At 70.9% G+C, this 11,845-nt stretch carries 14 protein-coding genes; 5 read left to right on the plus strand and 9 right to left on the minus strand.

Going from position 1 to position 11,845, the window contains the following annotated elements:
* Positions 1-75 precede the first annotated feature (75 nt).
* Complete coding sequence (locus ACWFR1_RS12735) at positions 76-951, plus strand: AraC family transcriptional regulator (protein WP_453549780.1); 876 nt, start codon at positions 76-78, stop codon at positions 949-951.
* A 138-nt stretch (positions 952-1,089) separates the two neighbouring features.
* Here the strand turns inward: ACWFR1_RS12735 and mqnE are convergent, their stop codons facing one another.
* Positions 1,090-2,253 carry an aminofutalosine synthase MqnE gene (gene mqnE, locus ACWFR1_RS12740; protein WP_453549782.1) on the minus strand — a complete coding sequence of 388 codons (1,164 nt, stop codon included), beginning with the start codon at positions 2,251-2,253 and terminating at the stop codon, positions 1,090-1,092.
* 61 nt (positions 2,254-2,314) lie between these two features.
* Positions 2,315-2,770 (minus strand): Lrp/AsnC family transcriptional regulator, encoded by a 456-nt coding sequence (locus tag ACWFR1_RS12745; protein WP_030495192.1) that lies wholly within the window; start codon positions 2,768-2,770, stop codon positions 2,315-2,317.
* A gap of 113 nt (positions 2,771-2,883) precedes the next feature.
* On the opposite strand from ACWFR1_RS12745, the gene ACWFR1_RS12750 reads away from it, so the two are divergent.
* Positions 2,884-3,021, plus strand: a complete 138-nt coding sequence (locus ACWFR1_RS12750; protein ID WP_384567083.1) for a hypothetical protein — start codon at positions 2,884-2,886, stop codon at positions 3,019-3,021.
* Here ACWFR1_RS12750 and ACWFR1_RS12755 read toward each other — a convergent pair.
* The 3 genes from ACWFR1_RS12755 to ACWFR1_RS12765 all read right to left on the minus strand — a co-directional run bounded on the left by ACWFR1_RS12755 (position 3,018) and on the right by ACWFR1_RS12765 (position 5,766).
* Complete coding sequence (locus ACWFR1_RS12755; protein ID WP_453549900.1) at positions 3,018-3,689, minus strand: UbiX family flavin prenyltransferase; 672 nt, start codon at positions 3,687-3,689, stop codon at positions 3,018-3,020. The genes ACWFR1_RS12750 and ACWFR1_RS12755 overlap by 4 nt on opposite strands.
* Positions 3,690-4,060: 371 nt before the next feature.
* Positions 4,061-4,906, minus strand: coding sequence for a hypothetical protein (locus ACWFR1_RS12760; RefSeq protein WP_453549786.1), 846 nt, complete (start codon positions 4,904-4,906; stop codon positions 4,061-4,063).
* Complete coding sequence (locus ACWFR1_RS12765) at positions 4,903-5,766, minus strand: glycosyltransferase family 2 protein (RefSeq protein WP_453549788.1); 864 nt, start codon at positions 5,764-5,766, stop codon at positions 4,903-4,905. The genes ACWFR1_RS12760 and ACWFR1_RS12765 overlap by 4 nt, the downstream gene beginning before the upstream one ends.
* Positions 5,767-5,856: 90 nt before the next feature.
* On the opposite strand from ACWFR1_RS12765, the gene ACWFR1_RS12770 reads away from it, so the two are divergent.
* Entirely contained in the window at positions 5,857-6,645 is a 789-nt protein-coding gene (locus ACWFR1_RS12770) for a TetR/AcrR family transcriptional regulator (protein ID WP_453549791.1), read from the plus strand.
* 13 nt (positions 6,646-6,658) lie between these two features.
* Here the strand turns inward: ACWFR1_RS12770 and mqnP are convergent, their stop codons facing one another.
* Both mqnP and ACWFR1_RS12780 read right to left on the minus strand, forming a co-directional pair.
* Positions 6,659-7,561 (minus strand): menaquinone biosynthesis prenyltransferase MqnP, encoded by a 903-nt coding sequence (gene mqnP, locus ACWFR1_RS12775; RefSeq protein WP_453549793.1) that lies wholly within the window; start codon positions 7,559-7,561, stop codon positions 6,659-6,661.
* A complete protein-coding gene (locus ACWFR1_RS12780) occupies positions 7,558-9,015 on the minus strand; it encodes a menaquinone biosynthesis decarboxylase (protein ID WP_453549795.1) in 1,458 nt (485 codons plus the stop codon). Before ACWFR1_RS12780 ends, mqnP begins: the two co-directional genes overlap by 4 nt.
* Positions 9,016-9,105: 90 nt before the next feature.
* On the opposite strand from ACWFR1_RS12780, the gene ACWFR1_RS12785 reads away from it, so the two are divergent.
* Together ACWFR1_RS12785 and ACWFR1_RS12790 are read left to right on the plus strand one after the other, a co-directional pair.
* A complete protein-coding gene (locus ACWFR1_RS12785; RefSeq protein ID WP_453549797.1) occupies positions 9,106-9,489 on the plus strand; it encodes a PLD nuclease N-terminal domain-containing protein in 384 nt (127 codons plus the stop codon).
* The gene (locus ACWFR1_RS12790; protein ID WP_453549799.1) at positions 9,489-10,379 is read left to right on the plus strand and encodes a LysR family transcriptional regulator; all 891 of its coding nucleotides are present in this window, start codon (positions 9,489-9,491) and stop codon (positions 10,377-10,379) included. The genes ACWFR1_RS12785 and ACWFR1_RS12790 overlap by 1 nt, the downstream gene beginning before the upstream one ends.
* Here the strand turns inward: ACWFR1_RS12790 and ACWFR1_RS12795 are convergent.
* Positions 10,276-11,211, minus strand: coding sequence for a DMT family transporter (locus ACWFR1_RS12795; RefSeq protein WP_453549800.1), 936 nt, complete (start codon positions 11,209-11,211; stop codon positions 10,276-10,278). The two genes, ACWFR1_RS12790 and ACWFR1_RS12795, sit on opposite strands and share 104 nt — an antisense overlap.
* Positions 11,212-11,374: 163 nt before the next feature.
* Positions 11,375-11,725 carry a DUF1330 domain-containing protein gene (locus tag ACWFR1_RS12800; protein ID WP_453549802.1) on the minus strand — a complete coding sequence of 117 codons (351 nt, stop codon included), beginning with the start codon at positions 11,723-11,725 and terminating at the stop codon, positions 11,375-11,377.
* Positions 11,726-11,845: the final 120 nt, after the last annotated feature.

Below are 11,845 nucleotides of genomic sequence, written 5' to 3' on the forward strand. Positions count from 1 at the left end.
ACCGGGCACAGGATGTCGGGTCCCGGGGGTCCCGCCCTTCCTACGGTGAGGACACGGAAAAGGAAGGACGCACACGTGCTGGAGCGGCTCAACCAGGCCATGGACCACATCGAGGAGCATCTCCGCGACGACCGCGGCGGCCTCGACCCGGCCGAGCTGGCCCGGATCGCCACGACCTCGGAGTACCACTTCCGGCGCCTCTTCTCGGCGCTGGCGGGGATGCCCCTGTCGGAGTACGTACGGCGCAGGCGGCTCACCGTCGCCGGCGCCGAGGTGCTCGCCGGCGAGCGGACGCTCCTGGAGATCGCGGTCCGGTACGGCTACGGCTCCGGGGAGGCCTTCGCCCGCGCGTTCCGCGCGGTGCACGGCGTCGGCCCCGGCGAGGCCCGCCGCACGGGCGCCGCGCTGCGCTCCCAGCCACGGATGTCCTTCCGCCTCGTCGTCGAAGGGAACAGCACCATGCGGTACAGGGTCGTCGAGCGGGCGGACTTCCGGGTCGTCGGGCGCAGGGCCCGGGTACCCCTCGTCCACGAGGGGGAGAACCCGGCGATCGCCGCGCACATCCGGTCCATCGGCCAGGAGGGCCTGGACCGGCTCGCGCGCCTGTCGGACGCGGAGCCGGCGGGGGTGATCTCCGCCGTCGTCCACCTCACGGAGAGCCGGGAGGAGGGGGCGGAGCTGGACTACTGGCACGGGGCGGTGAGCGGCGCCCCGTCGCCCGAGGAGTTCGACGCGCTCGACGTGCCCGCCGGGACGTGGGCGGTCTTCGAGAACGAGGGACCGTTCCCGCAGACCCTGCAGTACCTGTGGCGGGACATCTTCACCCAGTGGTTCCCGTCCAACCCGTACGCGAGCAGGCCGGGCCCCGAGCTGCTGTCCGTGGTGCCGTCGGAGGACTGGACGACGGCGCGGGCCGAGCTGTGGATCCCGGTGGAGCGCACGGAGGACTGAGCGCAGGGAGGACTGCGCGGGCCGAGGACTGAGCGGGCGGAGGACTGCGCGGGCCGAGGACTGAGCGGGCCGGGAAGCGGAGAAGGGCCGGCGGGGACACCCCCGCCGGCCCTTCTCCTCCTGTCCTGTCACACGTCGTCAGACCCGCATCGCCTGCGGCGACTCGCGGCGGTCCGCGTCCGGACCCGGGTACTCGCGGATGATCTCGTAGCGGGTGTTCCGCTCGACCGGGCGGAAGCCCGCGTCCCTGATCAGTTCGAGCAGGTCCTCGCGGCCCAGCTTGTTCGGCGTGCCGTAGTTGTCGGCGTCGTGCGTGATCTTGTACTCGACGACCGAGCCGTCCATGTCGTCCGCGCCGTGCTGGAGCGCGAGCTGCGCGGTCTGGACGCCGTGCATGACCCAGAAGACCTTGACGTGCGGCACGTTGTCGAAGAGCAGCCGGGAGACCGCGAAGGTCTTCAGGGCCTCGGCCCCGGTCGCCATCGTGGTGCGCGCCTGGAGCTTGTTGCGGACCTTGCCGTCCTGCATGTCGACGAAGTCGTGCTGGTAGCGCAGCGGGATGAAGACCTGGAAGCCGCCGGTCTCGTCCTGGAGCTCACGCAGCCGCAGCACGTGGTCCACGCGGTGGCGCGGCTCCTCGATGTGCCCGTACAGCATCGTCGAAGGCGTCTTGAGGCCCTTCGAGTGCGCCAGGCGGTGGATCCGGGACCAGTCCTCCCAGTGGGTGCGGTGGTCCACGATGTGCTGCCGGACCTCCCAGTCGAAGATCTCGGCGCCGCCGCCGGTGAGGGACTCCAGACCGGCCTCGATCAGCTCGTCGAGGATGTCGGAGGCCGACATCCCGGAGATCGTCTCGAAGTGGTGGATCTCGGTGGCGGTGAAGGCCTTGAGGGAGACGTTCGGAAGGGCCTTCTTGAGCTCGGAGAGCGAGCGCGGGTAGTACCGCCAGGGCAGGTTGGGGTGGAGCCCGTTGACGATGTGCAGCTCGGTGAGGTTCTCGTTCTCCATCGCCTTCGCGAGGCGCACGGCCTCTTCGATGCGCATGGTGTACGCGTCCTTCTCGCCCGGCTTGCGCTGGAAGGAGCAGTAGGCGCAGGAGGCGGTGCACACGTTCGTCATGTTGAGGTGACGGTTGACGTTGAAGTGCACCACGTCGCCGTTCTTGCGGGTCCGGACCTCGTGGGCCAGCCCGCCGAGCCAGGCGAGGTCGTCGGACTCGTACAGGGCGATGCCGTCCTCGCGGCTCAGCCGCTCACCGTCCCGGACCTTCTGCTCAAGTTCGCGCTTGAGTCCAGCGTCCATGTACGGCCGCCTCCCTTTTCTGTCTCCGACGTCTCCGAAATCAGGCTCCACCACCGTACTCTCAGCCCTCTTCGGGCAGGTCCCCGACCCGGTTCTCCCACTTGGTGGAGAGCACGATCGTCGTACGGGTGCGGGAGACGCCCTTCGTGCCGCTGAGGCGGCGAATGGTCTTCTCCAGGCCGTCGACGTCGCTGGCGCGGACCTTGAGCATGAAGGAGTCGTCGCCGGCGATGAACCAGCAGTCCTCGATCTCCGCCAGGTCCTTGAGGCGGCGGGCCACGTCCTCGTGGTCGGCGGCGTCCGAGAGGGAGATGCCGATGAGGGCGGTGACGCCGAGGCCGAGCGAGGCGGCGTCGACGGTGGCGCGGTAGCCGGTGATCACCCCGGCGGCCTCAAGGCGGTTGATGCGGTCGGTGACAGAGGGGCCGGAGAGCCCGACGAGCCGGCCGAGCTCGGCGTACGAGGCACGACCGTTCTCGCGCAGAGCCTGGATGAGCTGCCTGTCCACGGCGTCCATAGGTATGAAGCCTTCCATTGTCCAGCGATACCGCGAGTTTGGGTATAGAATCTAAGGTACACAGGGAAGACGCCCTGTGAATCTTTTAGCAGATCAAAGACGATCTTTCAGGAGTGGTGTTCACCGTGTACACGATCGAGATGGCCTACGCCCGTATGCGCGAGCTGCAGGATCTGGCCAACCGCTCGCGTGCCCACCAGTCGACCTCCGCCTCGAAGCGCGCCGCGAAGAAGCACGCCAAGAAGCGCTAATCAGCAGGGAGAGCCCCACCAAGCTCTCCCTTCCACCGGCGGTACAGCTGGTGCGGCACTCCCGCCGCGTCCAGCACCCGCCCGGCGACGAAGTCCACCAGATCCTGGATGTGCGTCGCCCCCGCGTAGAACGCCGGAGAGGCGGGCAGCACCACGGCGCCCGCCTCGTCCAGCGTCACCATGTGCTTCAGCGTCTGACCGTTCAGCGGGGTCTCCCGCACGGCGACGACCAGCGTCCGGCGCTCCTTGAGCGTCACGCTCGCGACCCGCTGCAGCAGGTCCTTCGAGAGACCGAGCGCCACTCCCGCCACCGCGGCGGTCGAGGCCGGCACCACCAGCATCCCCTTCGCCGGGTACGAACCCGAGGACGGCCCCGCGGCCAGATCCCCGGCCGCCCAGTACCGCACGTCCGCCAGGCCGGACGAGGACACGTCGAACGTGTCGGGCTTCCCGTCGGCGCCCCGCGCCAGCCAGGTCCCGAGGTCCTCGCGCCAGTGCGCGTCCCGGAAGGAGATCCCCGTCTCGTCGAGGAGCGTGAGCCGCGAGGCCCGCGACACGACGAGGTCGACGCTCTCGCCCGCGGCGAGCAGCCCCCTCAGTACGGCGGCGGCGTACGGCGTACCCGACGCGCCGGAAACCCCCACCACCCAGGGCCGACGACTCTTCATCTCCTGCGACTCCACGACAGGGAGCCTATCCGGCCGCGAAAAGCCAGGCCCGGGCGCGGCACGCTCCCCCGCGCTCTCCGGCGCCCTCGCCGCCCTCTCCGGCGTACTTCCCACCCTCCTCCCGGCCTCCTCCCCGGACAGCCCCTGGCGCTCGCGGTTGGCGAGCACCCGCAAGCCGGGGAAGGCGGCGGACGCCCTCGCGTACAGCTCACGGCAGTGGTCGACGACCAGCACCGTCTCCTCCACGGGGCGCCGCTGGGCCGCCAGCGAGCCGATCGCCGTCCGCAGGTCGTCCCAGCGGTCGAGGGTGTAGGCGCAGACGACGACGGTCAGGCTCGGCACGAGGCCGGAACCGGCGCGGATGTCGGTGCTCACGAGGACCTCCCGGATCCGGTCGTGAGCCAGCGCTTCCGCCAGATCAGCAGCGGAGTGGCGAGCAGGCACATGGTCACCAGCCAGGCGACGCCCGCCCCGGTGATCCCGAGCGTCGGCAGCAGCAGCTTGGTGAGCCCCAGGACCAGTACGCACATCACGACCTGCACCCCGACCGCCCACCGCAGCCGCCGGCGCGCCCGCCATACGTCGATGGCGAGGCTGACCAGGATGTTCGGCAGGGCGGACAGGGCGAGCAGCCGCAGCAGGGTGGATCCGTGCTCGGCGTGCTCGGGGCCGAAGAAGGAGAGGATCTGCGGCGCCAGCGCGGCGACGAGGACGATGGCCGCGCCGAGCAGCAGTCCCGTGTGGCGCAGCATCCGCACCGCGTGCTCGACCAGCCGCTCGGGATGGCTCACGGCCTCCACGACGAGGGAGCTGCCGAGATTGCGGGAGACCAGGTAGAGCACGTAGCCGACGATCCAGGCGAGCGAGAAGTAGGCGCTCTGCTCGGCGCCCAGATTGTTCAGGACCATCAGCGGGACGACGGTGTGCGCCGCCATCGACGAGGGCTTCGGCGGCGACGAGCCGTACCGGGCCGCCGGTGAGGCGGCGCCCGTGATCAGCGTGGTCGTCGCCACGAGGAACCGCACCGCGATGCTCCGCGACTGCCTGGACTCGCTCCTCGCCCTGGAGGGACGGCCCTGGAGCCGTACGAGACCGAGCGCGCGGCCCGACGGTCCGACACGCGGCCCGCCGCCGGGGCGCCGGAACGCCCCGGGCTCGGCGAGGTCGATGTCCACGACCGGCAGGGGCGCGGTCAGCGCGAGCGGGCGGACCGTCACGACGCGCTCCGCCCCCGTGGGGCGGACGCCTGCTGAGCACCCGGGCGCTCGGACAGGAGCGTCCGCAGCACCCGCCGGCCGTCGGAGATCGCGTGCAGGTTGGACCGGCCGTTGCGGCGGGGCAGTTCGAGGCTCGGGACCTCGGCGATCCGCAGGCCGGAGCGCAGCGCGTGCACGATCATCTCGGCCTCGATCTCGAACCCGGTGGCGTGCAGGTCCAGCTGGTCGAGGAAGCTGCGGCGGAACGCACAGAAGCCGTAGCAGAGGTCGGTCAGCGTGGCGTCGTAGAGCCGGTTCACGAGGGCGAGCAGGGCGCGGTTGCCGAGCCGCCGGAAGCGGGTGATGTCGAGGGAGCCGCCACCCTCGACGAAGCGGGAGCCCTTGACGAAGTCGTAGCCGTTCTCCAGGAAGTGCACGAAGTGCGGGATCTCCGCCGGGGACATGCTGCCGTCGGCGTCCATCATCACCACGTACTCGCCGCGCGCCGCGAGGAAGCCGGTGCGCAGCGCGTTCCCCTTGCCCTTCCCGTCCTGCCGCAGGCTGCGGACGGTGGGCAGGATCCGGGTCGCCACGCCGACCGTGGCGTCGTGGGAGTCGCCGTCGATCAGCAGGACCTCGCCGACGCAGTCCGGGATCTGTTCGAAGACCCAGGGGATGTTGCGCGCCTCGTTGAGCGCCGGGATCACCAGGCTCACGGCGGGCCGGGCCGGGGCCTTGTCCTCGGCGCGCCGCATCGGATGCGGCGCGGGGTCGGTGGCGCGACGGAGCGGATGGTCGACGGGCTGGGGATCGAGCAGGGACTCGGGCAGGGAGCCGGCCTGGGAGTCGGTGTTCTGCCGGAGAGTCGGGTGAGTGGTCATGATGGCTCCGGGATTGAATCGGTGCACACCGGACGTTTACGACGTATACGTACACTTTATCCCCGGGCATTCCACGGTCAAGGCGGGAACATGGCGATCGAGAAGGACCCCGCACCGGTCGGGGAGAACCCCGCACCGGTGGGGAAGAACTCCGCACCGGTCGGGAAGAACTCCGCACCGGGGCGCAAGGCGCCCGGCCGGCGCGCCGGCGACCACGGGCGCTACGGCCGGCTGAGCCGCGAGCGCGTGCTCGCGACGGCCCTGGAGCTGGTCGACCGCGAGGGGCTGTCCGCGCTGAGCATGCGCAGGACGGGCGCGGAGCTCGGGGTGGAGGCCATGGCGCTGTACCGGTACGCCGCCGGGAAGGACGCGCTGCTCGACGGGCTGGTCGAGGCGCTGTACACGGAGCTGGAGGAACGGCTGGCCGCCTCCGCCGAGGCACCCGGATGGCGGGACGAGCTGCACCGGATCGCCGCCGCGACCTACCGGGTCGCCCTCGCGCACCCCCAGGTGGCCCCGCTCCTGGCCACGCGCATGCTGGCGGTCCCGCTCGCCCGCCGCCCGCTCGCCGTCCTCAGGGACCACGAGCGGATCCTGGCCCTCCTGGGCCGGGCGGGCCTGGACGAGGACGCCACCGTCATGGCGTTCCGGGCCGTCACGAGCTGGGTCCTCGGCTACATCCTCGGGGACCTGCGGGCCATGGTCGACAACCCCGACGAGCCCGAGCCCGCCTTCCGCCTCGGCCTGCACCGCATGCCGGCCCGCGACCTGCCGCACCTGCGCGGCGCCGCCCCGGCACTCGCCCGGCGCGGCGCCTTGGAGGGTCTGGCCCTCGGCCTCGACGCCCTCCTGGACCGCTTCGCGCCCCAGGCCGAGTGACGGCCCGGACGGTTCAGAGGGACAGCCCGCGCACCAGCAGATCCAGCAGGGCGCACACGAAGAGCGCCATCCCGATGAAGCCGTTGACCGTGAAGAACGCCCGGTTCAGCCGGGACAGGTCGGTCGGCTTCACGATCGAGTGCTCGTAGCAGAAGGCGGCCGCCACGATCACGAGGCCGACCCAGAAGAAGAGCCCGGCGTCGGTCGCGAGGGCGTACCAGACGAGCAGACCCGTCGTCACGACCGCCGAGGCGCGCGCGCCCCACAGCGCGGCCGGGATCCCGAAGCGCGCCGGGACGGACATGACGCCGTGGGCCCGGTCCGCCTGGACGTCCTGGCAGGCGAAGATCAGGTCGAAGCCGCCGATCCAGACGCCGACCGCGAGACCCAGGATGACCGCGTCCCAGGACCACTCGCCGGTCACGGCGAGCCAGGCGCCGATGGGCCCTATGGCCTGGGCGAGTCCGAGGATGGCGTGCGGGAAGTTCGTGAACCGCTTGCCGTACGGATAGACGACCATCGGGATGACGGCGAGCGGCGCGAGCGCCAGGCAGAGCGGGTTGAGGAGCGCGGCGGCCCCGAGGAACACCACGACGGCGATCCCGGCCCCGGTCCACGCGGACCGCACGGACACGGCCCCGGTCACGAGCTCGCGCCCGGCCGTCCGGGGATTGCGGGCGTCGATCTCGCGGTCGATGATCCGGTTGCAGGCCATGGCGAAGGTCCGCAGGCCCACCATGCAGACGGTGACGAGGAAGAGCGTCCACCAGTGGATGTTCCGGTCGAGCTGGAACATCGCGGTGAGCGCGGCGGTGTACGCGAAGGGCAGCGCGAAGACCGAGTGCTCGATCATCACGAGCCGCAGGAACGCCTTCGTACGCCCCGGCTGTGCGCCCGGTACGGCGGCCGTGGTCACAGCCCGTACTCCTTCCAGCGGCGGTCCACGAGGGCCGCCGTCGCCGGGTCGGACTCCACCATGTCCGGCCAGCCGCCGTCCCTGGTGTAGCCCTCCTCGGGCAGCTTCCTGGTGGCGTCGATCCCGGCCTTGCCGCCCCAGAACTGCTGGTACGAGGCGTGGTCGAGGTGATCGACCGGCCCCTCGACCACGGTCAGGTCACGGGCGTAGTCGGTGTTGCCGAGGGCCCGCCAGGACACCTCGTGCAGATCGTGCACGTCGCAGTCCTTGTCGACCACGATGATCAGCTTGGTCAGCGACATCATGTGCGCGCCCCAGATGGCGTGCATGACCTTCTGCGCGTGCTTCGGGTACTTCTTGTCGATCGAGACGATCGCGCAGTTGTGGAAGCCGCCCGACTCCGGCAGGTGGTAGTCGACGATGTCCGGCACGATGATCTTGAGGAGCGGCAGGAAGAACCGCTCCGTGGCCCGCCCGAGCGGCCCGTCCTCGGTCGGCGGCCGGCCGACGACGATCGACTGGAGCAGCGGACGCTTCCGCATGGTCACGCAGTCGATCGTCAGGGCGGGGAACGGTTCCTGCGGCGTGTAGAACCCGGTGTGGTCGCCGAAGGGCCCCTCGGGCAGCGTCTCGCCCGGCTCCAGCCACCCCTCGATGACGACCTCGGCGTGCGCGGGGACCTGGAGCGGGACGGTCTTGCAGTCGACCATCTCGATCCGCTTGCCCTGCACGAAGCCGGCGAAGAGGTACTCGTCGATGTCACCGGGCAGCGGCGCCGTCGAGGCGTACGTCACGGCCGGCGGGCAGCCGAAGGCGATGGCGACCGGCAGCCGCTCCCCCTTCGCCGCCGCGACGGCGTAGTGGTTGCGGCTGTCCTTGTGGATCTGCCAGTGCATGCCGATGGTGCGCTTGTCGTGCCGCTGGAGGCGGTAGAGCCCGAGGTTCCGCACGCCGGTCTCGGGGTGCTTGGTGTGGGTGAGCCCGAGGTTGAAGAAGGAGCCGCCGTCCTTGGGCCAGGTGAAGAGCGCCGGGAGCGCGTCGAGGTCGACGTCGTCCCCCGTGAGTACGACCTCCTGCACGGGCGCGGCGTCGGACTTCACCTTCTTCGGCGGCACGTGGACCATCGAACCGAGCTTGCCGAAGGCCTCGCGGACCCCGACGAAACCGTGCGGAAGCTCGGGCTTGAGCAGCCCGCCGATCTTCTCGCTGATCTCGCCGTACGACTTCAGGCCGAGGGCCTTGAGCAGCCGGCGGTCGGTCCCGAAGACGTTCATCGCGAGCGGCATCGAGGAGCCCTTGACGTTCTCGAAGAGGAGCGCCGGGCCTCCTGCCTTGTTCACCCGGTCGACGATCTCTCCGACCTCCAGGTACGGGTCGACTTCGGCCTTGATGCGCTTGAGGTCGCCTTCGCGCTCAAGGGCCCTGAGCAGCGAGCGGAGATCGTCGTAAGCCATAAGGGCCAGTATCGGTCACCGGCTACCCTGGACCTGTCACCGGGGCCGCCGAAACGCGCCCCCGCCACCGCTTCCAGGGGGCTGTCCCACATGCTCAGGGCGCTGCTTTTCATCCTGCCTCTGGCGCTGATGATCTACGCCTTCATCGACTGCCTGAACACCCCTGAAGAGGAGGTCAAGCACCTTCCGAAGCCGGTCTGGGCCATCGTCGTCCTGCTGTTCTCCGTGGTCGGCGCGATCGGCTGGATCGTCGCGGGCAAGGACCGGCGGCCACGGGCCCGGGGCGGCGCGGGCGGCTGGGTCGCCCCCGACGACAACCCCGAGTTCCTGAAGTCCCTGAAGGACGAGAGCACGTCGAAGCCGTCGTCGACGACCGACGACGCCGAGTCCGCGCTCCAGGACTGGGAGGCGGACCTGCGCCGCCGCGAGGAGGAGCTGAGGAAGCGCGAGAGCGGCGAGGACACCGAGAGCTGATGGAGCTGCGACTCCTCCTCACCTTCGAGAAGGTCGCCGACGTCCTCTCCTTCACCCGGGCCGCCGCCGACCTCGGCTACGCCCAGTCCAGCGTCACCGGCCAGATCCGCTCCCTGGAGTCGTCGCTCGACGTGGAGCTCTTCGAGCGGCTCGGCAGCCGTATCCGGCTCACCGAGGCAGGGGAGCGGCTCCTGCCGTACGCCCGCCGGATGACGGAGCTGGCCGAGGAGGCGAGGACGGCCGTCGCGACCGCCGCCGAACCCTCGGGAACGATCGCCGTGGGCACGATGGAGTCCCTCACCTCCTACCGGCTGCCGCCGCTCCTGGAGTACTTCCACCACCGCTACCCGAAGGTACGGCTGACGCTGCGGCCCACCCTCGGCGACGCGACCCGGCAGGCGCTGCGGCAGGGCACGTACGACGTGGGCTTCCTGATGGAGCCCGGCACGGAGCACGAGGGCCTGGAGTCGGAGGTCCTCGCGCCCGAGCCCCTGGTCCTGGTCGCCGGCCCCGGCCACCCCCTGGTGGGGCGTACGGGACTCACGAGCGCGGACCTGGCGGCGGCCCACCTGGTGGGCACCGAGCCGGGCTGCCCGTACCGCGACCTCTTCGAGGAGGAGCTGCGGGAGTGGGCGCCGCCGTTCATGGAGTTCGGCACGATCGAGGCGACCAAGCGCGGGGTGGCCTCGGGCCTGGGCGTGGCGCTGCTCCCCCGCGTGGCGGTCGCGGAGGAGCTGGCCTCGGGCACCCTGACCGCCCTGCACTGGGAGGCCCCCTTCACCCTCTTCACACAGCTCGCGTGGCGGCGGGGGAAGAAGCTTCCGGCGCATGTCCGGCTGTTCGTGGAGCAGGCGCGGCGACTGGTGTCCGAGCAGACCCGGCCAGCGTGACCTTGAGACTGGCGAGAACGATGAGCGGGACGCCGAGCGCCTGGACGAGCCCGATGTGGTGCCCGTACACCGCCCAGTCGACGCCCATGGCGACGGCCGGGTAGGTGAAGGCGAGGACGGCGATCTTGGCGGTGGGCAGCTTGGCGTAGGCGGCGTACATGAGCACGTACATCAGCCCGGTGTGGATGAGCCCGAGCCCCACGAGCCACAGCCACCCGGCCCCGAGCCCGGCGGCGGCTCCGAAGTCGGCGAAGGGCAGGAGCAGCGGCAGCCCGACGAGGACCTGGACGAGCGCGACGAGATGCGGCCGTACGCCGGTGACGCGCTTGGTGACGAAGGTCGCGAGGGCGTAGAGAACGGCGGCGGCGAGCGCGAACCCGAGCCCCTTGAGGGAGGCGGTGTCCCCGGGCCGTACCCCGGAGACGAGCACGAGCCCGCCGAAGGCGACGGCCAGCCACAGGAGCTTCGCCCCGGAGATCCGCTCCCGCAGGAACACCGCGCCGAGCAGCACGAGGAAGAACGGCTGCGTGTGGTAGACGACGGTGGCGAGGGAGATCGAGGTGGCCTCGTACGCCTCGAAGAGGAACACCCAGTTGAAGACGATGAACACCCCGCCGAGCGCGGCGAGTCCGAGCTTCCTCGGGGTGAACCCGTGCCCGGTGAAGAACCCCCGCGCGAGGCTGTACGCCCCGAGCGCGACGGCCCCGAACAAGCAGCGGAAGAACACCACCTCGAAGGGCGACGCCCCGGACTCGACGACGAAGACGCCGAGCGTGCCGGAGAGCACCATGGCGAGGGTGAGTTCGACGGTTCCCCTGGTCTCGTTTCTCATGACCGCGACGCTACGGAGGGGGCCGGGGCCCGGTCCACGGGCCAGTGGGGGGTCCTCCCGATGGGAGCGATCGGCGGGGCCGATGGGCGGGGCCGATGGGCGGGGCCGATAGGCGGCCGATCGGCCCCGCCGATGCGCCCCCCGGACACCCGGACCCGGGGCGCTATTCGGCAGCGGGCAGGGCGTCCCGCAAGGCCTTCGCGGTGGCGGCCGGGTCGTAGTCCTCGGCGACGCCTCCGACCAGCACGATGTCGCCGTCGATGTGCCGGGACCTCAGCGGCGCGATCTCCTGGTACGCGGGCGAGTCCCACCAGGCCCGCGCCTCGGCGATCCCGGGGAACCCGATCACCACCACCGGCCCGCTCCAGTCGCCCTCCTTCACCTCGTGCGTGGCCCCGTGGACGAGGAAGCGGCCGCCGTACGGCTCGAAGGTGGCGGGGATGCGCTCGATGTACTCGACGACGTCGGCGTGCGGGGTCACGTTGTACAGCTTCGCTATGGCGTAGGCCTGCATGGCGTTGGTGTCCTTCCGGTCGGTCGGGTCCGTACGCAGACGATCGTGGCAGCGACCGGCACCGGGGTCGATGACGTCCGAGGTAATCCCCGACGGCGACCGGCACCCGACCACAGTCCG

Source organism: Streptomyces sp. NPDC055103 (assembly GCF_053607625.1).